Annotated in this window: 27 protein-coding genes; 22 read left to right on the top strand and 5 right to left on the bottom strand. The window is 44.9% G+C overall.

Going from position 1 to position 23541, the window contains the following annotated elements:
• Positions 1–87 precede the first annotated feature (87 nt).
• The 18 genes from ACK1LH_RS12705 to ACK1LH_RS12620 all read left to right on the top strand — a co-directional run bounded on the left by ACK1LH_RS12705 (position 88) and on the right by ACK1LH_RS12620 (position 16509).
• A complete protein-coding gene (locus ACK1LH_RS12705) occupies positions 88–417 on the top strand; it encodes a nucleotide pyrophosphohydrolase (RefSeq protein WP_369733741.1) in 330 nt (109 codons plus the stop codon).
• 12 nt (positions 418–429) lie between these two features.
• The gene (dapB, locus tag ACK1LH_RS12700; RefSeq protein ID WP_411333258.1) at positions 430–1227 is read left to right on the top strand and encodes a 4-hydroxy-tetrahydrodipicolinate reductase; all 798 of its coding nucleotides are present in this window, start codon (positions 430–432) and stop codon (positions 1225–1227) included.
• A 13-nt stretch (positions 1228–1240) separates the two neighbouring features.
• Positions 1241–1669, top strand: a complete 429-nt coding sequence (gene mgsA, locus ACK1LH_RS12695; RefSeq protein WP_029280303.1) for a methylglyoxal synthase — start codon at positions 1241–1243, stop codon at positions 1667–1669.
• The gene (gene bshB1, locus ACK1LH_RS12690; protein WP_234703404.1) at positions 1632–2372 is read left to right on the top strand and encodes a bacillithiol biosynthesis deacetylase BshB1; all 741 of its coding nucleotides are present in this window, start codon (positions 1632–1634) and stop codon (positions 2370–2372) included. The genes mgsA and bshB1 overlap by 38 nt, the downstream gene beginning before the upstream one ends.
• Positions 2369–3514, top strand: a complete 1146-nt coding sequence (gene bshA / locus ACK1LH_RS12685) for an N-acetyl-alpha-D-glucosaminyl L-malate synthase BshA (RefSeq protein ID WP_411333257.1) — start codon at positions 2369–2371, stop codon at positions 3512–3514. The genes bshB1 and bshA overlap by 4 nt, the downstream gene beginning before the upstream one ends.
• The gene (locus ACK1LH_RS12680) at positions 3507–4706 is read left to right on the top strand and encodes a CCA tRNA nucleotidyltransferase (protein ID WP_411333256.1); all 1200 of its coding nucleotides are present in this window, start codon (positions 3507–3509) and stop codon (positions 4704–4706) included. Before bshA ends, ACK1LH_RS12680 begins: the two co-directional genes overlap by 8 nt.
• Positions 4691–5674 carry a biotin--[acetyl-CoA-carboxylase] ligase gene (locus ACK1LH_RS12675; protein WP_411333254.1) on the top strand — a complete coding sequence of 328 codons (984 nt, stop codon included), beginning with the start codon at positions 4691–4693 and terminating at the stop codon, positions 5672–5674. The genes ACK1LH_RS12680 and ACK1LH_RS12675 overlap by 16 nt, the downstream gene beginning before the upstream one ends.
• A gap of 251 nt (positions 5675–5925) precedes the next feature.
• Positions 5926–6768 (top strand): 3-methyl-2-oxobutanoate hydroxymethyltransferase, encoded by an 843-nt coding sequence (panB, locus tag ACK1LH_RS12670; protein ID WP_411333252.1) that lies wholly within the window; start codon positions 5926–5928, stop codon positions 6766–6768.
• On the top strand, positions 6765–7607 hold the full coding sequence (panC, locus tag ACK1LH_RS12665) for a pantoate--beta-alanine ligase (protein ID WP_411333251.1): 843 nt from the start codon (positions 6765–6767) through the stop codon (positions 7605–7607). Before panB ends, panC begins: the two co-directional genes overlap by 4 nt.
• Before the next feature lie 24 nt (positions 7608–7631).
• On the top strand, positions 7632–8015 hold the full coding sequence (panD, locus tag ACK1LH_RS12660) for an aspartate 1-decarboxylase (protein ID WP_029280316.1): 384 nt from the start codon (positions 7632–7634) through the stop codon (positions 8013–8015).
• A 131-nt stretch (positions 8016–8146) separates the two neighbouring features.
• Positions 8147–10951, top strand: a complete 2805-nt coding sequence (dinG, locus tag ACK1LH_RS12655) for an ATP-dependent DNA helicase DinG (RefSeq protein ID WP_411333250.1) — start codon at positions 8147–8149, stop codon at positions 10949–10951.
• A gap of 181 nt (positions 10952–11132) precedes the next feature.
• A complete protein-coding gene (locus ACK1LH_RS12650) occupies positions 11133–11303 on the top strand; it encodes a YpmA family protein (RefSeq protein WP_081414144.1) in 171 nt (56 codons plus the stop codon).
• Between the two features lie 12 nt (positions 11304–11315).
• Positions 11316–11807, top strand: a complete 492-nt coding sequence (locus ACK1LH_RS12645) for a DUF5590 domain-containing protein (protein ID WP_411333249.1) — start codon at positions 11316–11318, stop codon at positions 11805–11807.
• A gap of 13 nt (positions 11808–11820) precedes the next feature.
• A complete protein-coding gene (locus ACK1LH_RS12640; RefSeq protein WP_411333248.1) occupies positions 11821–13008 on the top strand; it encodes a pyridoxal phosphate-dependent aminotransferase in 1188 nt (395 codons plus the stop codon).
• A gap of 112 nt (positions 13009–13120) precedes the next feature.
• Positions 13121–14413, top strand: a complete 1293-nt coding sequence (asnS, locus tag ACK1LH_RS12635) for an asparagine--tRNA ligase (RefSeq protein WP_029566028.1) — start codon at positions 13121–13123, stop codon at positions 14411–14413.
• Positions 14414–14592: 179 nt separating this feature from the next.
• Positions 14593–15297, top strand: a complete 705-nt coding sequence (locus ACK1LH_RS12630) for a DnaD domain-containing protein (protein WP_029566027.1) — start codon at positions 14593–14595, stop codon at positions 15295–15297.
• 23 nt (positions 15298–15320) lie between these two features.
• Positions 15321–15983 (top strand): endonuclease III, encoded by a 663-nt coding sequence (gene nth / locus ACK1LH_RS12625; protein WP_203287594.1) that lies wholly within the window; start codon positions 15321–15323, stop codon positions 15981–15983.
• Complete coding sequence (locus ACK1LH_RS12620) at positions 15976–16509, top strand: YpoC family protein (RefSeq protein WP_411333246.1); 534 nt, start codon at positions 15976–15978, stop codon at positions 16507–16509. Before nth ends, ACK1LH_RS12620 begins: the two co-directional genes overlap by 8 nt.
• A gap of 74 nt (positions 16510–16583) precedes the next feature.
• On the opposite strand, the gene ACK1LH_RS12615 is transcribed toward ACK1LH_RS12620, so the two are convergent.
• Together ACK1LH_RS12615 and recU are read right to left on the bottom strand one after the other, a co-directional pair.
• A complete protein-coding gene (locus ACK1LH_RS12615) occupies positions 16584–19265 on the bottom strand; it encodes a PBP1A family penicillin-binding protein (RefSeq protein ID WP_411333245.1) in 2682 nt (893 codons plus the stop codon).
• Between the two features lie 44 nt (positions 19266–19309).
• On the bottom strand, positions 19310–19903 hold the full coding sequence (recU, locus tag ACK1LH_RS12610; RefSeq protein ID WP_411335099.1) for a Holliday junction resolvase RecU: 594 nt from the start codon (positions 19901–19903) through the stop codon (positions 19310–19312).
• 146 nt (positions 19904–20049) lie between these two features.
• Here recU and ACK1LH_RS12605 point away from each other — a divergent pair, with 146 nt between their 5' ends.
• Positions 20050–21021: a DUF2515 domain-containing protein gene (locus ACK1LH_RS12605; protein ID WP_029566023.1), complete on the top strand. Its 972-nt coding sequence runs from the start codon at positions 20050–20052 to the stop codon at positions 21019–21021.
• Positions 21022–21372: 351 nt separating this feature from the next.
• On the opposite strand, the gene ACK1LH_RS12600 is transcribed toward ACK1LH_RS12605, so the two are convergent.
• Positions 21373–21477 carry a spore protein gene (locus tag ACK1LH_RS12600; protein ID WP_081414142.1) on the bottom strand — a complete coding sequence of 35 codons (105 nt, stop codon included), beginning with the start codon at positions 21475–21477 and terminating at the stop codon, positions 21373–21375.
• A gap of 193 nt (positions 21478–21670) precedes the next feature.
• Here ACK1LH_RS12600 and ACK1LH_RS12595 point away from each other — a divergent pair, with 193 nt between their 5' ends.
• Positions 21671–21907: a hypothetical protein gene (locus ACK1LH_RS12595; RefSeq protein WP_029280337.1), complete on the top strand. Its 237-nt coding sequence runs from the start codon at positions 21671–21673 to the stop codon at positions 21905–21907.
• A gap of 58 nt (positions 21908–21965) precedes the next feature.
• On the top strand, positions 21966–22337 hold the full coding sequence (locus tag ACK1LH_RS12590) for a DUF1798 family protein (RefSeq protein WP_411333244.1): 372 nt from the start codon (positions 21966–21968) through the stop codon (positions 22335–22337).
• Between the two features lie 91 nt (positions 22338–22428).
• On the opposite strand, the gene ACK1LH_RS12585 is transcribed toward ACK1LH_RS12590, so the two are convergent.
• Both ACK1LH_RS12585 and yppF read right to left on the bottom strand, forming a co-directional pair.
• A complete protein-coding gene (locus ACK1LH_RS12585) occupies positions 22429–22605 on the bottom strand; it encodes a hypothetical protein (RefSeq protein ID WP_168713768.1) in 177 nt (58 codons plus the stop codon).
• 111 nt (positions 22606–22716) lie between these two features.
• On the bottom strand, positions 22717–22896 hold the full coding sequence (yppF, locus tag ACK1LH_RS12580; RefSeq protein ID WP_029280340.1) for a YppF family protein: 180 nt from the start codon (positions 22894–22896) through the stop codon (positions 22717–22719).
• A 172-nt stretch (positions 22897–23068) separates the two neighbouring features.
• Between yppF and ACK1LH_RS12575 the strand changes: the two genes are divergently transcribed.
• Positions 23069–23518 carry a YppG family protein gene (locus ACK1LH_RS12575; protein ID WP_051827262.1) on the top strand — a complete coding sequence of 150 codons (450 nt, stop codon included), beginning with the start codon at positions 23069–23071 and terminating at the stop codon, positions 23516–23518.
• The last annotated feature ends 23 nt before the right edge of the window (positions 23519–23541 follow it).

Raw genomic sequence — 23541 nt, 5'->3', positions numbered from 1 at the left:
GGTGCAATCACGCCTTTTTTGCAAGCCGGAAAATTTGTCAAAATGTCCTGAACCCGCTAACATGAAGAAGAATAAAGAGGTGATTTTATGAGCCAAAAGACAATGAAAGACCTTCAAAAAGAAGTAGATGAGTACATCGGCCAGTTTAAAGAGGGATATTTCAGCCCGCTTGCGATGATGGCAAGACTGACCGAAGAAATGGGAGAGCTTGCAAGGGAAATAAACCATACATACGGCGAAAAGCCAAAAAAGGATACAGAAAAAGAAAAGAAGATCGAAGAGGAAGCAGGAGATATTCTGTTTGTGCTGATCTGTCTTGCCAATTCTCTGCAAATCGATCTGGAAGAAGCGCATAATCTTGTCATGAAAAAATTCACAACAAGAGATAAAGACCGCTGGACAAAAAAAGAGTCGTAAGGAGAAACCGCTATGGAACAGATTAAAGTTGTTATTGCAGGGCCTAGAGGAAGAATGGGAAGAGAGGCGGTTAAGCTTGCAGAAGAAACACCGCACTTTACTCTCGTAGGGGCAGTCGATCATAAATTCGGAGGCCAAACGCTGAAAGAAGCCGGTGATTTCAAAAGCGAAGCACCGATTTATACGGATATAGAAGCATGCTTTCAGGAAACAAAGCCTGATGTGCTTATTGATTTAACTACACCTGAGATCGGGAAGATTCATACGAAGAAAGCTCTTGAATATGGTGTAAGACCTGTAGTCGGCACAACCGGTTTTTCGGATGCTGACCTGAAAGAACTCGAGGAGCTGACAGAAGAAAAAGGCATTGGCGCCATTATTGCACCAAACTTTGCAGTCGGTGCCATCTTAATGATGAAATTTTCACAAATGGCCGCCAAGTATTTTACGGATGTAGAAATTCTTGAGATGCACCACGATCAGAAGCTGGATGCACCTTCCGGGACTGGTTTGAAAACGGCGGAAATGATTTCTGCTGTCAGAGAAGAGAAAGAACAGGGACATCCGGATGAGAAAGAGACATTAGAAGGAGCCCGCGGTGCCAATTACAAGGGGATTCACGTACACAGCATCCGGCTTCCGGGGCTTGTTGCCCATCAGGAAGTGCTGTTCGGGGGAGACGGGCAGACACTTTCCATCCGCCACGATTCATTTAACCGGGCATCGTTTATGTCGGGTGTTAAACTGTGCGTCGAACAGGTGATGAAGCTGGATCTTCTTGTATACGGCCTTGAAAATTTAATCGACTAAAGGGGAATGTCAGATGAATATTGCACTCATAGCTCATGATAAGAAAAAAAATGATCTTATTCAGTTTGCACTGGCCTACAAAGGCATCCTTGGAAAACATAAACTTTATGCGACCGGAACAACAGGCTTCAAAGTAACAGAGGCGACAGGCCTTGAAATCCACAGATTCCAGTCAGGGCCGCTTGGCGGTGATCAGGAAATTGGCGCATGCATCGCAAACAATGCGATGGACATGGTCATTTTCTTCCGTGATCCTCTGACTGCCCAGCCTCATGAGCCTGATGTGTCCGCTTTAATCCGGCTGTGCGATGTTTATGCGGTTCCGCTTGCGACGAATATGGGAACAGCAGAAATTCTGATACATGGACTGGAGCGCGGTGATTTGAAATGGAGAGCAATTGTAAATGACAAAGAAATTGATGATGACTATGGAAAAGAATAACCTTGATATCCTTGCATTCGGAGCCCATCCCGATGATGCCGAAATCGGGATGGGGGGAACTCTCGCTAAATATGCGGAGCAGGGGTACAGAGTGGGAATCTGCGATTTAACGGAGGCAGAACTGTCTTCAAACGGAACGGTCGCAGTCAGGAAAAAAGAGGCGCAGCTTGCTTCAGACATACTCGGTCTGCAGGAACGGATTTTCCTTGACCTCCCTGACAGAGGACTTTATATGAACGAACAATACATAGATAAGATTATAACGGTTATCAGGCAGTATAAACCTAAGCTCGTATTTGCACCATGGTTTCAGGACCGTCATCCTGATCACGGGAATTGTGCAAAACTTGTAGAGGAAGCAAGCTTTTCTGCAGCTGTTAAAAATGTCCGTGATTCAAAATCTCAGGCACCTCACAGAGTGAACCGCGTCTATTTTTATATGATCAACGGTTTTCACAAGCCGGATTTTGTTGTTGATGTAACCGGTACGATGGAGAAAAAGCGATTGAGTCTGAAAGCGTACGAAAGCCAGTTCATCAAGGGTGAATCATCCGTTGATACACCCCTTACGAACGGATACATAGAAAGTGTTGAAAGCCGGGAGCGGCTGTTTGGGAAAGAAGCGGGAGTCACTTATGCAGAGGGATTTTTCTCAAGGTCACCTCTATTGCTTGATAAGGACCTGCTCGGTGAACAACTATGAAAAAGTTGAAAATCGGCATTACCTGCTATCCGTCTGTCGGCGGTTCGGGGGTAGTGGCAACGGAACTTGGCAAAAAACTGGCGGAAAAAGGACACAGTATTCATTTTGTCACAACAAGCAGACCCTTCAGGCTTGATAAAATGTATCCCAATATCTTTTTTCATGAGGTGGAAGTGAATCAATACTCTGTCTTCAAGCATCCTCCTTATGATCTTGCGCTCGCAAGCAAGATGGCTGAAGTGGCGAAAAGGGAAGAGCTGGACTTGTTTCATGTTCATTATGCGGTGCCCCACGCGATTTGCGCCCATCTTGCAAAACAGATGACGGGTGACCACCTGAAAATCGTTACCACGCTGCACGGAACCGATATTACAGTTCTCGGTCATGATCTGTCACTGTCCAATATGATTAAGTTCGGCATAGAAGCCTCTGATGCAGTGACGGCTGTGTCAAAGGCACTTGCCGATCAGACGTATGAGCTTCTTCATCCCGAGAAAGACATACAGACCGTCTACAACTTTATCGATGAACGCATTTACAAAAAGAAAAATGTCGGTCATCTGAAAGCAGAATATGGCATAGCTGAAGATGAAAAAGTACTGATTCACGTTTCAAACTTCAGGCAGGTAAAAAGGGTGCAGGATGTGGTCAAGGTGTTCGCACGCGTTACTAAAGAAGTAAAGTCAAAGCTTCTTCTTGTAGGGGACGGGCCGGAGATGACGTCTGTCTGCAAACTCGTGAAGGAACTGGGCATCAGCGAAGACGTTCTGTTTCTTGGTAAGCAGAATCACCTTGAAGAACTGTATTCATTAAGTGATGTGAAGCTGCTCCTTTCACAGAAAGAAAGCTTTGGACTTGTCCTTCTTGAAGCGATGGCATGCGGGGTTCCCTGTGTGGCATCCAATATTGGAGGGATTCCTGAAGTCGTTCAGGATGGCGTTTCCGGATACCTGTGCGATGTAGGGGATATTTCATCTATAGCAGAAAAAACGATTTCGCTGTTAACGGATCATGAACTTCATGAGCGGATGTCAAAAGAATCCGTCAAAATCGCACAGGAAACCTTTCATTCTGCCCATATTGTCAAACAGTATGAAACTCTTTACTATCAACTGGCGGAATCAGGTGAGCAGGGTGAATAGAGAATTTCAGGAGGCGCTTCCTGTTCTTTCAAAGCTGAAAAAACACGGCTTTGAGGCTTATTTTGTAGGCGGTTCTGTCCGAGACCAGCTCCTCGGCAAACCGATTAAAGATGTCGATATCGCCTCATCTGCGACACCGGATCAAGTACAGCAGCTCTTTCAGAAAACCGTTGATATCGGCTCAGAGCACGGCACGGTGATTGTGATTGAAAACGGAATTCACTACGAAATCACAACGTTCCGGACAGAGTCTGCGTATGAGGATAACCGCAGGCCAAGCGGAGTGACGTTTGTTTCCTCGTTAAAAGAAGATTTAAAACGCCGTGATTTTACGATCAATGCCATGGCCATGGATGAGAACGGCAGCATCATCGATTATTTTAACGGCAGGGAAGACGCTGAAAAAAAACGGATAGCTACAGTAGGCAGTCCTGCCGAACGATTTTCAGAAGACGCGCTGAGAATGATGAGAGCTGTCCGTTTTGTCAGTCAGCTCGGCTTTTCTCTAAGCGAAGGCACACATGATGCCATTGTCAGCCACATATCCCTGCTTAAGCATATATCGGCAGAACGCAAAACGGCCGAATTTGAAAAAACGATGGCAGGCTCCGGATGCAGCGAAGGCTTGAGGCTGATTGCAGAGACGGGCATGAGTGAATATCTTCCTGGTTTAAAAGAGAAAAAGCAGCAGATCCTGCAGGCGGCTGATCTTCCTTTTTACCGACTGAGTTCACATGAAGAGCGCTGGACCGCTTTCATTGACGTTATTGGAATAAGCGGCATTGAAGCTTTTCTGAAAAAATGGAAGCTTTCCAACAGGCAAATTGGGGCCATCAGGCAGAACCTTCTGTTTTTGGAGGAGCGCAGGCAGTCTGACTGGACAAAGGTTAATCTTTACAGGGCAGGCCTGCAGTGTGCGCTGCAGACTGAAGCTGTATACTGTCTGCTTAGCGGTCTTCCGTTCAGTGAATCTAAGATCCGGGAGATCAAAGCGCAATATCATTCCCTTCCTGTTCATTCAAAGAGGGAGCTTGCTGTGAACGGGAACGATTTGATGGCTTTTGAAGGCCGTAAACCCGGACCGTGGCTGAGTGAGTATATGGAAAAAATAGAACTTGCCGTAGTGAATGGTCAGGTAGAAAACAGCAAGGAAGCGATTAAGGAGATGTTGAAATCGTGCAATCTGAATTAAGAACGCGATTGCTTCAGGCTTTTTCAGAAGCCGAGGGAGAATTTTTATCCGGGCAGAAATTGAGTGAGACACTCGGGTGTTCAAGGACAGCTGTCTGGAAGCATATTGAGGACTTGAGAAGCGAGGGCTATCAGCTTGAAGCGGTCCGAAAACGCGGCTACAGAATTACCCGCAAGCCGGATAAGATCAGCGGCAATGAAATACAGCTCGGGCTGAAAACAGAATTTATGGGGCGTCATATCCACTTCGAGGAAGTCGTGGCATCTACACAAAAGATTGCCCATACTCTGGCGGGCGACGGTGCACTAGAAGGGACTCTTGTAGTAGCCGACCAGCAGACAGAAGGCAGAGGCCGGCTTGCAAGAGCGTGGTATTCCCCGAAACAGACGGGCGTTTGGATGAGCATGATTCTGAAGCCTGAAATTCCGATCAATAAAACCCCGCAGCTGACATTGCTGACGGCGGTTGCCCTTATACAGGCCATTGAAGATGTCACGGGACTGACACCTGAAATTAAATGGCCGAATGATATCCTCATTAATGGCAGAAAAGCCGTCGGAATCTTAACGGAGCTGCAGGCTGAAGCTGACAGGGTGCATTCTGTTATTATCGGGGTCGGCATCAATGTGAATCATACGAAAGAGCAATTTCCAGAAGAACTTCAGCATATTGCTACATCTTTAGCGGAAGAGACAGGTCAGCAGATTGACAGGGCAAAGCTGATACAGTCTGTGATGATCCACTTTGAAAAGCTGTATAAGAGCTATCTTGCGCACGGATTTAAACCTGTCAAGCTTCTTTGGGAAAGTTACGCCATCAGTCTGAATAAAAAACTGATTGCAAGAACCTTGCAGGGAACTCTGCGCGGCAGGGCTGCAGGAATCGATGATGAAGGCGTTCTTCTTCTGGAAACAGATGAAGGGAAGCTTGAAAAAATCTATTCTGCCGATATCGAAATCCAGTCATAAATACTTGGTATCCCCTTTTACTTTCTGGTATAATTCAAGGCGGGCAGTATCCTTTTTCAGGAATTGCACCTGCTAGCAATGAAAACCAGATTTTAATAGTTCTGCCTTGATCCGGAATTCGGACTGGGACAGAGGGATATCAAGCCAGATATGATGAGACCATCAATCCTTCTTCCTATTGGAGAAGGTTTTTTTGCGGTCGGCCATTTGCTGGTTCCGAAATTCCTCTGCATCACATGGGAGGGAAAAAAATGAAAACGAGACTTGATTTTGTCAAAATGAAGCAGGAAAATGAACCGATCGTCATGCTTACAGCCTACGATTATCCTTCAGCCAGGCTTGCTGAAGAATCAGGTGTGGACATGATTTTAGTCGGTGACTCACTCGGCATGGTCGTGCTTGGATACGATTCAACTGTGCCTGTTACAGTCGCGGATATGATTCATCACACGAAAGCTGTTAAAAGAGGGGCGCCTTCTACGTTTATCGTGACTGACATGCCGTTTATGTCCTATCATGTCTCAAAAGAACAGACCCTTAAATATGCAGCGGAGATCATGCAGCAAAGCGGGGCACATGCTCTTAAGCTTGAAGGGGCGGATGGGGTGCTCCAAAATATTGAAGCGCTTACATCAGCAGGAGTGCCGGTTGTTGCCCATCTTGGCCTTACACCGCAGTCAGTAGGAGTGCTTGGGGGATATAAAGTTCAGGCAAAAGATGCAGAAAGTGCAAAAAAATTAATGCATGATGCAAAGCAGTGCGAGGAAGCGGGCGCAATTGCGCTTGTGCTGGAATGTGTTCCGCGCCAGCTTGCATCAGAAATTTCAAATACATTATCCATTCCTGTCATCGGAATTGGGGCAGGAGCCTCAACAGACGGACAGGTGCTTGTCTACCACGATGTTCTTGGCTACGGCGTTGACCGTGTGCCAAAGTTTGTCAAACAGTACACAAATGCCGGCAGCGGGATGAAGTCCGCTCTGACTGCTTATGTGCAGGAAGTGAAAAAGAGAGAATTTCCTGAAGAAAAACATACATTCACGTTGAAAGACGAAGAACTACAGGCGTTGTACGGGGGTACTGCTGCAAAATGAAAACTGTCACAACCATAAAGGAACTAAAGCAGATTATCAAAAATCATAAAAAAGAAAACCGTACCATTGGCTTCGTTCCAACGATGGGCTATCTTCACGAGGGCCACTTAAGTCTGATGAAAAAAGCACGGGAAGAAAACGATCTGCTTGTTGTCAGCATTTTTGTCAATCCTCTCCAGTTTGGTGAAAATGAGGATTTTGATTCGTATCCCTGCAACTTGGAGCGGGATGCAATATTGACAAAGGAAGAGGGCGCAGACTATTTGTTTGCTCCCTCTGCAGACGAAATGTACCCTCATGAACCGTCCATTTCCATGAAAGCAGTGAAGCGCACGAATGTTTTATGCGGCAAATCCAGACCCGGGCATTTTGACGGTGTAGCAGCTGTCCTGACGAAGCTGTTTCATCTTGTTCAGCCGGACCGGGCCTATTTTGGAATGAAGGATGCTCAGCAGGTTGCGGTGATCAGCGGACTGATTGAAGATTTTCATTTCCCTGTTGAGCTTGTACCGGTTGAAACGGTCAGAGAACCGGACGGACTAGCCAAAAGTTCTCGCAATGTTTATCTGCTTGAAGAAGAAAGAGAACAGGCGCCTGAACTGTATAAAGCCTTGAATGAAGGTGCCGGGCTGCTTGCTTCAGGCCATTCTCCGGAACATGCAGCTGATACTGTGAAAAAGAGGATTGAAGACAGAACAGCCGGCGAAATTGACTATGTCGAGGTTTATTCCTATCCGGAACTGCAGCCTTTGCAGGAAGCAAAAGGAAAAATCATTCTTGCAGCAGCGGTCAAATTCAGCAAGGCAAGATTAATCGATAATATTACGTTACAGCTATAGAGAAAGATACAGGAGGAGATAGGGATGTTCCGCACCATGATGAAGGGTAAAATACACCGTGCAAGGGTGACAGAGGCGAATTTGAACTATGTAGGCAGCATTACAATCGATGAAGATATACTCGATGCAGTGGATATGCTTCCTAATGAGAAAGTCCAGATTGTAAATAACAATAATGGAGCCCGCTTTGAAACCTACATTATACCCGGGGAAAGAGGGTCAGGCACAGTTTGTCTGAACGGCGCTGCAGCGAGACTTGTTCAAGAAGGTGATGTTGTCATTATTTTAACTTATGCCATGATGTCAGAAGAAGAAGTCCGCGCACACAAGCCGAAGGTTGCCATCATGAATGAAAACAATGAAATCGTGGAGATGCTGGGCCAGGAGCCTGCTTCAACCATCATGTAATGAATAAATAGCACGATTTCAAAAAAATCCCCCAAAATCTTGGGGGATTTTGCATTATAAGTGGTAAAATAACGATATTGGTTTTTTGGATGGGGCTTTTACGGGCCCTGGTTAATTGAGGTGTAGTAAAAATGAAACAAAGATTTGTTGTAGTTGACGTGGAAACAACAGGAAATTCTCCGAAAAAGGGAGACCGGATTATACAGCTTGCAGCCGTTGTCATTGAAGAAGGAAAGATCATTGAACGCTTCTCAAGCTTTGTGAATCCGAAAAAAAAGATTCCCTCTTTTATTGAACAGCTGACAGGCATTACGACAGAAATGGTGGAAGATGCCCCTGCATTTAAAGAGATTGCAGATAAAGTGTCATCGCTTTTGGACGATGCTTATTTTGTTGCCCATAATGTTCATTTTGATCTTTCTTTCATTCAGGAGGAATTGAACCGGTGCGGCATTCAAATGTTTACAGGGCCGATTTTAGATACAGTCGAGCTTTCCCGGATTGTTTTTCCGAGTGCTGACAGCTACAAGCTTTCTGAGCTCTGCAGAGACCTTGGGATCCAGCACAAGAATCCGCACAGGGCGGACAGCGATGCGGAAGTTACGGGAGAACTGCTTATTCACATTCTTTCCAGGCTTTCAAGCTTGCCCTCTGTTACTCTTCATTCCCTCAAAAGATTATCAGCTTCGTTTATCAGCGATGCCGAGGAAATGCTTGAGGAGCTTGAAACAATGAGTGAGCTGAGGCTGAAAGAGGCTCTGGATATCGAGGTGTACCGGTCGGTTGCTGTCAGAAAAATGGCCGATACGAAACAGAATCCGGATCAGTCCGGGACTGAAAAACTTCCTTTCCATGCGTTTGCAGAGAAACTGATGAATGAAAATGGTTCTGTCGCAGCCCACTTTGTGCAATACGAAAAGCGCAGTGAACAGGTAAACATGATGAAATCGGTTTATCAGTCTTTTGCAAGCCATCAGCACAGTCTGATCGAAGCAGGGACAGGGACGGGAAAAACACTGGGCTATCTTGTTCCCGCTGTTTATTATGCCCTTACTGAAAAGAAGAGAGTGCTCATCAGCACCTATACGATAGCCCTTCAGCAGCAGGTGATGGAAAAAGAATATCCGCTTTTGAAACAGGCAGCCGGTCTGCCGTTTTCGATGGCTGTTCTTAAAGGGAGATCTCATTACCTTTGCTTAAGGAAATTCGAAAAGTACCTGAATGAAGAAGATATGAATTATGATAATCTTTTGACGAAAGCGCAGCTGCTTATCTGGCTGACCGAGACCGAAACAGGAGATGTGGATGAACTCAATCTGCCTTCTGGCGGGAAACTCCTATGGCAAAGGCTCCACTACGACCCGAAGCTGTCGGGGTCCGCGTCAAATCCTTGGAAGGAACGCTGTTTCTATACGAGAGCCTATAAGCGGGCAAATCAGGCTGATGTGATCATGACGAATCATTCGCTTTTGCTCTCAGCCGTTTCTTCTTCCTCAGACATGCTTGAAGGCATCGAGGAAGTCGTCATTGATGAGGCGCATCATTTTGAGCGGACAGCAAGTGAGCATTTAGGGAAAAGAATTCATTACCTGACGCTTCAAGCCCTGACAAATCAGCTGGGCAACCTTTATACAGACGGTCTGCTCCGCAAAACGCAGCAGCTTTTCAGCAAAAAGAAATGGAGTGAACCGTTTCTTGAAATCGATGCGATTCTAAAGCAGCTTGCAGAAGACAATCAGCTTCTGTTTACAACCCTGCACAGCTATGTGCTGCAGAACCAAAAGGACTCTTCATCAAACAGGATTGCCTGCCGCTTCAGTCATGATGAGAAAAAAAGCAGAAAATGGCTGGCCATTTTAGAGCTTGCAGCAAGAGTGAAATTTCAGCTTCATGATATGATGTCCATCATGAATAAACAGAAGGGTGTCTTCAGCAGACTGGAAGAACGAGAAGAATCGTTCGATCTTTATGAATACTGGGAAGTGCTTGACCGGTTTAAGGCTGCATATGACAGCCTAGATTCCCTTTTCTTTAAGGACAGCCCGGGAGAAGTGAAGTGGATTGAGATAGAGTCCAGGGGAGCGAGAAATGCGGTAAGTGTGTATTCACAGCCTGTTTCTGTTTCTGATCAGCTGGCTGACGGATTTTTCGCCAGTATGAAGAGCGCTGTTCTTACATCGGCCACTCTCACTGTAAACGGGACTTTTGATTATATGATTTCTGAGCTTGGGCTAAGCGATTTCTATCCTTTGGTCCACAAAATTGACTCACCTTTTGATTATAAGAAGCAGGCCATGCTGATGATTCCATCAGATTTCCCGTCTGTCCAGCATGTTACGCTTGATGAGTATACTGAAGCAATCGCCTGCAGGGTTTCTGAAATAGCCAAAGCTGCGTCAGGAAAGCTTCTTATCTTGTTCAATGCCTATGATATGCTTAAAAAAACGCAGCAGCTGCTTAAAAATGATCAGAGCCTGGATGATTTTGTCATCATGGGCCAGGGTGGCGGAAGCATTACGAAGCTGACTAAAAACTTCCGTCAGTTTGAAAAGGCTATTCTTCTGGGAACGAGCACGTTCTGGGAAGGAATGGACTTTCCAGGCGATGAACTGACAACGCTTGTGATTGTCAGGCTGCCGTTTTCTCCGCCTGATGATCCCAGAACAGCAGCCAAATGCGAACAGCTGACGAAAGAAGGAAAGAATGCCTTTTACCATTATTCGCTTCCTGAGGCAGTGCTGAAATTCAAACAGGGATTTGGACGCCTCATCCGTACAGAAAACGACAAAGGCCTCCTGTTTGTCTTTGACAAAAGAATCATTGAAGCGAAGTATGGAAGACATTTCATTGATTCACTTCCTGACATTGAAGTTTCGGTTGAGCCAATGGCCCGCCTGCACAAAAAAATCGCAGGCTGGAAAAACAGCAGAACGTAAAAAAGCCTGTGTGAGCGCACAGGCAATGGTGTGGGTAGGAGAAAATTTATTTTCACTAAATGATCATGATGCTGTTATAATGGGTACATAAAACAACATGTCGTTGTCTGTACTTTTATTGTGGCCGTTTGCGGCTGTGATATAAGTTACAATTTTTGTTTTTGCACTGGAGGTATAGACCATGGAAAGTAAGATTGAAATCCTGTCTACTGTGACCGTGGAGCATTCGGATGATCTCTATAAAATTGTCGACGGGCTGAACCGTACGCTTAAAAGAGAAAATCTGATGTTTGGGCTCGCTCTTGATCAGGAAGACAAAAATAAAGCTGTTTTCACGATATACAGAACGTAAGGATTTGAAACAATGGGGAGAAAAATAGCGATTGCATCCATTTCTGCAGGAATTCTGCTGCTTATTGCCGCGGTTGTTTTTATGAATGTCTACAACACGGCTATGGCTCAAAAGAAGGATGGCCACACGGAAGCCATTCAGAGAGCCGAACGGGATACGGAGCTTAAAAAAGCAGAGAGTGCTGAAACCTTTAACGGCCTGGAACAATACATCGTCATTACAGGATCTGATGATAGCGGGAAGCCCGTGTATGTATTTGTCCCTTCAGACAAAAAGAAAAAGCCTGTACTGAAGGTTGTGTCAGACGGCATTTCAGAAAAGGAAGCACTTGAAGCTGTCAGATCGGAACAAAACCCGCAAAAGCTGATTAGTGTGCAGCTTGGCATGGAGCGCAGCGTTCCTGTCTGGGAAGTGAAGTATATTGATGATCAGAACAGGTATACATATGATCTCGTCCAATTTACAGACGGAGAAATCAGAAAGCATATTGCCATCAGGAAATAGGGGGACTATAGTCATGAAACTAGCTGACAGAGTATCTGCATTAACACCATCAACCACTTTGGCCATTACTGCAAAAGCAAAAGAACTTAAAGCTGCAGGACATGACGTGATTGGCCTCGGTGCAGGCGAGCCTGATTTTAATACGCCGCAGCACATTATGGACGCTGCCGTAAACGCAATGAATGCCGGCCAGACAAAGTATACACCTGCAGGCGGCCTGGCTGAGCTGAAAAAAGAAATCATCAGCAAGTTTGAACGAGACCAGGGAATTGCCTATAAACCGGGAGAAGTGATTGTGTGCAGCGGCGCAAAACATGCCCTGTATACCCTGTTTCAAGTTCTTTTAAATGAAGGTGATGAAGTCATCATCCCTGCCCCATACTGGGTAAGCTATCCTGAACAGGTTAAACTTGCAGATGGCGTGCCGGTTTATGTAGAGGCATCTGAAGAGAATCAATTTAAATTAACACCTGAACAGCTGAAAGAAGCAATCACTGAGAAGACAAAAGCTGTCATCATTAACTCTCCAAGCAATCCGACGGGGATGCTCTATACGAAGGAAGAACTTGAAGTGCTCGGCCAAATTTGCCTGGAGCATGATGTTCTGATTGTTTCCGATGAGATTTATGAAAAACTCATTTATGGAACTCATAAGCATGTTTCAATCGCTGAATTGTCAGAAGAGCTAAAAAATCAGACAATCATCATCAACGGTGTTTCCAAATCACATTCCATGACAGGATGGAGAATCGGGTATGCAGCAGGCAATGAACAAATCATCAAAGCGATGACAAATCTTGCGAGCCACAGCACCTCTAATCCGACTTCCATTGCTCAATATGCCTCGATTGCTGCATACGCGGGATCGCAGGAGCCAGTTGAAGAAATGCGGAAGGCGTTTGAAGAGAGACTGAACATTATTTATGATAAACTCGTTGCCATTCCGGGTATTTCATGCCTGAAGCCTCAAGGTGCTTTCTATCTATTCCCGAATGCAAAGCAGGCAGCCGAAATGACAGGCTTTGCATCAGTGGATGAATTTGTAGAGGCGCTGCTTGAAAAAGAAAAAGTTGCCATTGTTCCCGGTTCAGGCTTCGGCTCTCCGGACAATGTAAGACTTTCATATGCGACATCTCTTGACGTCATTGAAGCAGCACTTGAGAGAATCGAACGGTTTGTAAAAGAAAACAGTTCAAACTAAAAGTCAGATGGGCCGTCAATTGACGGTCCGCTCTTTTGTTTGGAGATGCCATAAGGTATAATAGATGCATGTACATATATTTTGATCTGCGGTTTTTTTGGAGGGACATAACGTGAAAACAACGATTAAAGAAGTAAGCAAATTTGTAGATAAAGAAGTAACGATTGGCGCATGGATCGCCAATAAGCGTTCAAGCGGTAAAATTGCTTTTTTGCAGCTGCGTGACGGAACTGGTTTCATTCAGGGCGTTGTCGTAAAGGCAGAAGTCGACGAGGCTGTTTTCCAGACAGCAAAATCAATCACACAGGAATCATCTATTTTTGTAACCGGCGTTGTGCGGGTGGACGAGCGTTCTCCGTTCGGTTATGAACTTGGGGTAACAGGCATTGAAGTCATTCATGAATCTGTTAATTATCCGATCACACCTAAAGAGCACGGCACAGAGTTCTTGATGGACCACCGCCATTTATGGCTGAGATCAAAACGCCAGCATGCTGTGATGAAAATCAGAAACGAAATTATCCGTGCAACTTATGAATTTTTCAACAAAGAAGGATTTACAAAAGTAGATCCTCCGATCCTTACGGGCAGCGCGCCTGAGGGTACATCAGAACTGTTTGCAACAAAATACTTTGATGAAGATGCCTACCTTTCACAAAGCGGCCAGCTGTATATGGAAGCAGCTGCAATGGCTCTTGGAAAAGTGTTCTCTTTTGGCCCGACATTCCGTGCCGAAAAATCAAAAACAAGACGCCACTTGATTGAATTCTGGATGATTGAGCCTGAAATGGCTTTCTATGATTTTGAAGACAACCTTGTGGTTCAGGAAAATTACGTGTCATACGTCGTTCAAAGTGTCCTTGAAAACTGCAGTCTTGAACTGACGGTTCTTGGCCGCGATACTGAAAAGCTTCAGCAAATTAAAGCACCGTTCCCGCGCATTTCATATGACGATGCCATCAAATTCCTGAACGAAAAAGGCTTTGACGATATCAAGTGGGGGGATGATTTCGGAGCGCCGCATGAAACGGCCATTGCTGAAAGCTTTGATAAGCCGGTATTCATTACACACTACCCGACAGGCATTAAACCGTTCTACATGCAGCCTGCACCTGACCGCGACGACGTTGTCCTTTGTGCAGACCTGATTGCGCCTGAAGGCTACGGTGAAATCATCGGAGGCTCACAGCGCATCCATGATCATGAGCTGCTGAAACAGCGTATTGAAGAACATGATCTTTCACCAGAAGCGTATCAGTGGTACCTGCAGCTCCGTGAATTCGGGTCAGTGCCGCATTCAGGCTTCGGACTTGGGCTTGAGCGAACAGTAGCGTGGATCAGCGGCGTTGAGCATGTACGCGAAACGATTCCGTTCCCTCGTCTGTTAAACAGACTTTATCCTTAATCAGAAAAACTGGCGAACATGAGTCTCTATAGAGGCTCATGTTTTCTTTTCCTGTCAGTATTTTATCCGGCGCTTTGCAGCTGCTCTTTCCTTTCGGTCCTGTCTTTAAATTGGTTTAAAAGACCATCGCCGTTTTTCAGACAGGTCGTGTTATACTAAGTGAGGTGAGGTGACCCGTGATGAATAAAGAACAATTTACAGCCATGCAGGAACAGGGCTATTTGACTGTGCCTTCGGCGCTTATATCCAATTACTTCCGGTTAGGCCTCAAAGAAGAGGAGCTGGTTTTGCTTCTGCAGGTAAATCTGCATCTTCAAAACGGAAATCAGTTTCCTACACCGGACGAATTATCAAATTCCATGACCATACAGACTTCTGCCTGCACGTCTCTTTTAAGAAGTCTGCTGCAGAGAGGGTTTATTGATATTGAAGAATATGAGCAGGCTTCCATAAAATATGAACGTTATTCCCTAAAACCGCTTTGGGGCAAATTATATGATGATTTGCTGAAAAAAGAGGAAGTTCAATCTGAGGAGAAGCAGGACCAGGAAAATGTAAACCTGTATCCTGTATTTGAACGTGAATTTGGAAGGCCGCTGTCCCCATTTGAAGTTGAAACGCTGTCTATTTGGATGGATCAGGATTATCATGATCCGGTTATTATTAAAGCAGCCCTTAAAGAAGCGGTCATTTCAGGCAAACTGAACTTCAGATACATTGACAGAATACTTTTTGAATGGAAAAAGAACGGCATCAGAACGATTGAACAGGCAAGAAGCTACGGGAAACGGTTCCGCCAGCATCAAGTGCAGCCGCAAAAACAGCCGGAGTCTGAAGAAGAATACAAACGGAAAGTGCCTTTTTACAACTGGCTGGAAAGTTAAATGAAAAATGAACAGGTGATGTTATGCTGAACAAGAAACAAATCAGAGAAGCAATGGATACGATCGGGGACATGTTTCCGGACGCCCACTGCGAATTAAATCACAGCAATCCATTTGAGCTTGTCATAGCAGTTGCTCTTTCTGCCCAGTGTACAGATGTGCTTGTAAACAAAGTGACGAAGAGCCTGTTTGAAAAATATAAGTCACCGGAAGATTATCTTGCAGTTCCCATTGAAGAACTGCAAAACGACATCCGGTCCATCGGACTTTACAGAAATAAAGCTAAAAACATTCAAAAGCTGTGCACGCTGCTTATCAATGAATATGGCGGAAAGGTTCCTGAAGACCGCGATGAACTGACAAAGCTTCCCGGGGTAGGGAGGAAGACGGCAAATGTAGTCGTTTCCGTAGCTTTTGGCATACCGGCCATCGCTGTTGATACTCATGTAGAAAGGGTGAGCAAAAGGCTTGCGATCTGCAGGTGGAAAGATTCTGTATTGGAAGTTGAAAAAACCCTGATGCGGAAAGTGCCTGAGGAAGAGTGGTCTCTGACCCATCACAGACTGATCTTTTTCGGCAGATATCACTGCAGGGCCCAGGCGCCAAAATGCTCAGAATGTCCGCTTTTACATATGTGCAGGGAAGGGCAGAAGCGCATCAAAAAAGGGACGGTCAGAAATGTATAGCAGCAGTGTGCCCGGAGATTTTCTCCATGAGCCGTTCGGTCCTTTTCAAGAAGCTTTTCATAGTGATTTGGAACAGGTGCTGGCCATTAATCCTTTTTACTATGACATCTGTCTGAAAACAGGCGAGCAGGTGCTGTGGAGACCTTGGGAGCATGCAGATCAATCGGTTTCCGCTATTATGAAAAGGTGGGATGCACTCAAGACAACAATTGCATCCGGCTTCCGTTCCCGTCAGAAAAAAGCCTCAAGGAAAGACATGATTGACGGGGTCTCCCTGTTTGTTTGCTGTCTTTACTGGAGCAGCGGCAAACCGGTCGGGCATTTAGATCTCAGAAACACAGACTGGACTGTTTTTGACATACAGCCTGTGAATGTACATGAAAGACTGAACTATATCCTTATAAAGCCGGAACAGTATCATTCCTTTGTTCAGCTTGATCAGCTCTTTCAGGAGTGCGAAAAGCAGTTTTCAAAACAAATGGCCCTAAAAAAATACAAACAAAAAAACGCAGGGAAATCGGAATGATTTTCCTGCGTTTTTGTTTTGGGGAGACCTGCATGTGCAGGTCTTTCTTTTATCATGCGCTTGTGCTTTTCTTATCAATCATCATCATTGTTTCCATTGCCGTTTCCGTTTCCATTATTGCCGTTTCCGTTTCCGTTGCCGGGAGGAAGCGGAATCAGAGGTTCAGCAGGCTCTTGAGGTGTTTCGCCTTCGCCAGGAGGTGTTTCACCATCTCCAGGTCCGCCTTCACCAGGAGGCTGTTCTCCTTCGCCAGGAGGCTGCTCGCCTTCACCAGGCTCACCTTCACCCGGAAGTTCACCGCCGGGGAATTCTTCGCCAGGAGGCTGTTCGCCTTCACCAGGCTCTTCTTCAGGCTCTTCCGGTTCTGCAGGTTCCTCTATGACTGCTTCCGGAATTTGGATCGCTGCTGCGGCAGAGTCGCTTCGGTTAGAGCCGTCGTCATCGCTGACGGCTGCAATCTGGAATTTATACGTTGATCCAGGATTCGGGTTAGGGATGGCCATGCTGGTGTCTTTCGTCTGATTGATCACCTGTGCAGGACCTCCGTCAACAGACTGGCTGATTTCAAAGGTAACAGAGTCTTTCAGATCCTCTTTGTAATCCCAGTTGAGTACAATTTGATTGGCTGTCTGATCATATTCCACTTTAAATCCTGATGGTTTAGCAAGACGCTTATACTGCTCAGAAACCTTTGTAGGCTCTGTGCCTTTTACAAAGTACTCACTGATTTTCTTGCTGTCAGGCGTAAATTTACTTGCAAGCTTCGGCGGGTTAGAGCCGTTTTCAACTGTAACTTTAACAACTGAGTTTGGTTTTTTGAAATCTTTGCCGTTTCCGCTTGATACTTCTGAAATCACTTCTTTAAAAAGTTTCTTCGCAATTTGCTGATCTGATTTATTCAGATGCATTTTTTCATCATTTTTTGAATAACCGGTCCATACTGCAGCCGCATATTCCGGAGTGTAGCCGACAAACCAGCTGTCTTTCGCACCGCCGGATGGAACGTTGTATTTTTGTTTATCCTCTTCAGAGAAGTTTGTCGTTCCTGTTTTGCCTGCAACTGTGACCCCGGGAACTCTTGCTGCTGTACCTGTTCCTTCTTCAACAACAGAAATCATCATGCTTGTTGTCATATAAGCGGTGTAATCGCTCATTGCAGCTTCAGCCTCAGGAGAAAGATCAAATTCTGTTCCGTCGCTTAAGACAACTTTTGTAACGGCATGAGGCTCTGTGTAAATGCCATTATTGCCGAACGCTGCAAATGCTCCTGCCATATGAAGAGGGGATACTCCCGTGTCAAATCCACCAATAGAGTATGCTTCCGGAATTTCCTCTTCAAGCGGAATGCCAAGTCCTGCGGCAAAGTCACGGGCTTTGTCAATTCCGACTTCCTGCATAGCCTTCAGAGCAGGGATGTTGCGTGATTGTGCCAGGGCGTCGCGGATGGACATCTGTCCTTTGTAGCCGCGGTCAAAGTTATTGATTTTGACGCCGTTTGAATAGGTATATGGTTCATCCTTAATTTGTTCATATGTGGACCACTTCAGATATTCAATGGCCGGTCCGTAATCAAGGACAGGTTTAATCGTCGAACCCGGCTGTCTTCTCGTATCAATTGCATAGTTGAAGTCTCCGACATTCTGGTTGCGTCCGCCGCCGATTGCGCGGATTTCGCCGGACTCTGTATCAATGAGCGTGATGCCTGCCTGGAAGTTGTCATCAGGGAAGTCGACATCATTTCCATTAAGAAGATCTTCTACGTATTTTTGTGCATCTGTATCGATTGTCGTATAGATTTTCGCACCTGCTGAGCTTACATCGATATCCGTTTTTTCTTTCACTTCTTCAATGACCTGCTCGACATACGCACTGTATGGATTTGATTTTTCTTTTTCAGGAACAACGGTAGACTGAACAGGAACTTTTTTCGCTTCTTCTGCTTCCTGCTCTGTAATAAAGCCTTGTTTCACCATCATATTCAGGACGATGTTTCGTCTTTTTTCAGCTGACTCGGGATTTTTTCTCGGGTCAAAGTTTGTCGGGCTCTGAGGGATCCCGGCAAGCATTGCTGCCTCGTGAAGCTCAAGGTCCTTCAGTTCTTTGCCGTAAAAGCCTTCAGCGGCTTTCCCGACTCCGTAATATTGAGGATGATAGTAAATTTTATTTAAGTACATCTCAAGAATTTCGTGCTTTGAGTATTTTTGCTCAAGCTGGAATGCGAGCCACAGCTCCTGAACCTTACGGGTAATCGTTTTTTCATGAGTGAAGAAAGAATTTTTGATGACCTGCTGGGTGATCGTGCTTCCGCCCTGGGAACCGAACCCTTGTGTAACGTTGGCAACGACTGCACCGCCAAGGCGGATAACATCTACCCCGCTGTGTTCATAAAAGCGGGCATCCTCCGTTGCAAGAACAGCTTCTTCAAGTACTTTGGGAATGTCATTGTAGGAGATATAGGTTCGTTTTTGAGCGCCTACTTCCGTAATTTCATTGCCTTCTTTATCGTAAATGGTGGATGAGTATGAATCCTTCAGTTTCTTCTCATCAAGCTTCGGGGCTCCTGCTGCGATAACCGCAAATGTTACGCCGCCTGCAATCATGCCGATCAGTCCGATCGATATCAGGATAAACAGGATACGTTTCCATAGGGCACCCCCGCCGGGTTTGTTCGGTTTTTTCGTTTTTGTCTTGCTTGTTTTACTTGTTTGCGCAAGTGCCCTGCGGCGTTCCTCGCGGCTTTTGTATTGATCTGACATTGCGTTTTTCCAACCTTTCATTACAAGATCCGCGCTGCGGCGAATTAATGGAAATAAAGCTTTTCTAATACTTTAATATAATCAATTCTGGGCTGATAGCCAAGCGGTATCAAGTGGGACGATGCTTCAATTTCTTTTTTTGAGATGGACTTTCTGCCTCCGCTTTCTTTTCTTTCCCAAAACTCAAATAAAACGGCTGCCTCCATCAAATACACACTTCCGAAGGCAGACAGAATCACAAACGAAATGCCTCCATGATCAATGACCATTTTCATGTGGCTGATCTGATGCTCATGGAAATTTTTCAGCGGAAAAGAGGTTTCGCTTTGCGTTTCCTTCGCTTCAAAATCAATGTACTTTCCTTTATAGACCCCGTTATAGTCTGTTGTAGAGGATTGTTTAAAATAGGCCTCGCGAATAACCGCTGCGCTCCTTTTCGGAAAATCAACATTCACAATCTGCACAGGAGTCGGCTTTTTATGAATGACGGCAATCGCTCTGTTTAGATAGAACTGATTGGTTTCATTCAAATCCTCTTCAAGAGTCATCCCTCTATTACTATAGGATTCCTTAGCCTCACGCTTTTTAGCCGGAACAGCACCAGGATTGTACGTTTTTCCGTTAGGATAACGAAAAATCATTTCTTCCCTCCTCAGGTAAAACTACTACCTATCATATCAAAAAAATGAAAAAAGACATGGTGAAAAAGTTTCGATTTTGTTAACAGACGCCGCGCGTAGTTCCGGGTTCCCTGGGCAAGCTTAAAACAGGGAGGCGAATGCTGATGACAGGCGGCAGCCATTTAGATGAAAAGAATATTATAGCACTTATAAAGAATACGGTGCGCAAAAATAATTACGACAATATTTCTCGCACGCAAAGCTATCAGGACTTTTTTCTCCGTCACCCCGAAATCAAATGGTCTTTTCTGGCAAGCATGGTCTCGCGGAATGCAGGCTACTGTATGACGGATTTAAAGGGCGTTTGGTTTCAAAAATTATTGGACGAGAAAACAAGGAAAGCCCTCTTTCTGACATATGAGGATGCCAACTGGCTGATTTTTTCGGATGCGTATCCGCAGCTTTTGCTTTATGAATGGTCAAAAACAGCAGGGAAACCCCTGTTTCACCTTCTTGATGCATTTCACGTTTCTGCCTTTATGAAAAAAGAATGGGTTTTGTTTTGGGAAAGAGGGGACATGGAGCGGCTGATGACCTCTCTCATTATTAATGAGCAGCATCTTATCCAGAAACCCGTTATAGAGGGAACTGTCTTTAAACGAAAAGTATTCGGCACACCGTTTTTTCTTTTTCAGGATCTGTTTCACTTCAGCACAGTCATTTTTCCCGGAGAGGGCGGCAGACTTTACGGTTTCTCCGTACATGATTTCAGAAAGCTGAAAAGCAGGATCAGGCTCGGACGATCCCTTGCATGGCTTCTTTTTCATCCTGATTATTACGGCGAGTTTTTGACCTTCGCGGCTAAGACAGTTCATACCGGCTCAAGAGCAGATTATGAGCCTTCAAGCAGGCTTCGTATGACCCCGTATTTAAGAACGGCCTTTCCTTTTGTTTCCCATCAATTAGACGAAAAGAAACGAAAATGGTTTCATGGCCAGCCGCTTGACAGGTGGTACAGACCGATACCGGTGCCAGAAACAATCGATTTGACAGACTGGCTTATAAAAAAGGAAAATCAGCTGCACGCTCTGGCCATTGCTAATGAGTATGTTCAGGCGAAGAGAAAAAAGATATGAGGAGGCTGGAACAAATCATAGTGTAAAGAGGTTCGATTAAAAATCTGGAAGAATGCAGTCACACCTATGAATGATGATATAATCGAGGATCCATTTCTTTTAAAAGTGGCAGGGACTACGGCGAGTGACGCCACAAATGAGCACCATCACCGGAAAAAGTGGTGTCACTAAGATGAATGACGCCACAAATGAGCATCAATCACTGGAAAAAGTGCGTCACTAAGGGGAATGACTCCTACAATTGACAATCAATTTTAGTCCATTAACATAAAAAACCGAACTAGCTGCTATAAACTAGTCCGGTTTTTTTATGGCTAAATTAGTTACGTCCTAGCCTCTGTGTGTTTTCTATTACGTAGAAGGGCGATTCGGCCCACCCAGCTTTTTGTCGAGGTCATTTTTTGACGGGGCTTGCTGCTGCTGTTTTTGTGTGTTCTTTTTGTTTTCTTTTGCCATGTTAGACACCTCCTGAGTGTAGTGTTTGCATGGGAATCGATTTCATGCAGCATGTCGGGGGGAGATGTCGAAAAAACAGTAATATCCAATCATTTCTTCTTTCTTTGCCGAAAGCGAACTAGTTTTGTCATCCGTGAAGGGAGGAGCGTTTTGGCCCGCGAATAGTACGAGTAGATTGAAAGGAGGAGTTAGGATGGAACACCTCGTGCCGAAAATGGTTGTGGAAAGACTTTTAATGGAACTCGATGAAGAGATGACGAAATTAGAACTTGCCATACAAAAGAGAGTATCGGAAACCATTCTGCAGAGCGAAGAGGACCTTCAGCGCAGCATAAAGAGGACGGAAGAATCGGTATTACAGGCAAATGGAGAAGAAAACAGGGAAGATTCCGTATCACGGGTTAAACCAAGCTACCGGCTCAGTTATTAGCAGGAATCTGGCTTTTCATGCTTATGTTTGGTAAGATACCCCAGAGAGGGGTTGCAGCATGAAAGCGAAAATTCTTGAAAATTCCGAAAAGCTTCTATATATAACGGACGAATGTGTCCGCCGTTTTGAGAACGACAGCAAAAAGAAAGAAGACGTTGATTTTTTTCACGAAGTAAAGCCAGCATTTGAGGATGCGATGAAAGTAATGAGCGATTGGAAAAGAGACGTTCTTGCATGGAGAGATGAAGCAAAACCAAAATATTTGTTTCCGGCTCAAATTGATTCAGCTGAAGAAAATTTTGAGCAGCTTGTGCTTCAGTCGTTTTACAAAGATTCCAAAGCCATACGTTTTAAGAACATGAAACAGTCCATTGACTATACGATTGAAACTGTTATGGACCGGCTGGAGGCACACAGCTCCTTACAATGAGGGGCTTTTTATTTTGCTTAAAGACCTCAAGGTGAAGAATTTTCCTCAATGAAAAAGGTGTCCGAAGTATATCGGACACCCTTCATGACGTTTATTCGTCTATTTCACGCGCTTCCTGGAATGTGACAGCGCGGTCTCCTTCGCTTGCGACAGGTTCAATTGCATATTCAACATCTTTTGAATGTTTAGCAGCGGCAGGCTGTCCCTTTTTTGACAATGTTAGATCCTGTCCTTTTTTCTTATGGTTGAAATGGTTGCCTCTTCCCATCATAATGACCTCCATAAATGAAATGGTGAATCCTTCATAATATGTTTCCGATTGCGTGCTGTTATGTATGGAAAATAACACAAAAAAAGAGAGGGAATCCCCTCTCAGTCATCAGTTGCTTATCTTTTCAAGTTCTGAGGCTTCAAGGTACATGACAGCCGTCCTGTATTCGCTGATGGTCATCTCACCCTTGATATAAAGCGTTTTGATAAAATTCATTAATTCGCTGATGCTGGTCGGTTCATACTTCTTTGTTTCTAAAAAAGCGGATTGTATGCTCTGCAGATTCATCGTGTATCTCCTCCCATTCCCTTGCTTTAATGGTATCACGGGAAATTTTTATCTCGATTTTTCAAATAATTTAAACTTCCGACAAGAGTTGACAATTTCTTTTAGACACGCACGGCAGTCTTTTCTTTTGCATATGTATGAAATAGCCCATTATGCTGAAAGGAGATCTGTTATGTATTCTCAAGAAATGAGTTCATTTAAAAACCGCAGAAAAAAGAAAGAAGAGAGAATTAGCTATTACTATCCATATGAAGGCTATGCACCATATGAAAATCCGGCATATTTGCCTCAAAATCAGCATACCTATCAGCAAGTGCAGCAAAATCAAGCCTTCTATCAGCAGTCCCAGATGCCGCCATACGGCTATCAGACACAGGGGTTTATGATGCAGCAGCCCCAGCAGAATATGATGCCGCAAGCAATGTATGCAAATCCATACCCAAAACCGGTACCTGCAGCGAAAAATCAGCAGGGAGGCATTTCTACAGTGATGTCCCAGTTTAAAAAGCCGGATGGTCAGATGGATTTCAACAAAGTAATGGATACGGCAGGGCAGATGATGGGAGCCGTTAATCAGGTGAGTTCTCTTGTAAAAGGGGTCACATCCATGTTTAAAGTATAAGCTGCATTAAGCTATAAATGAGG

The organism is Metabacillus indicus (assembly GCF_046603695.1).
GTDB lineage: Bacteria > Bacillota > Bacilli > Bacillales > Bacillaceae > Bacillus_P > Bacillus_P indicus.
The sequence above is the reverse complement of the archived record's forward strand: the minus strand, read 5'-3'. Positions and strand labels throughout refer to the sequence as shown.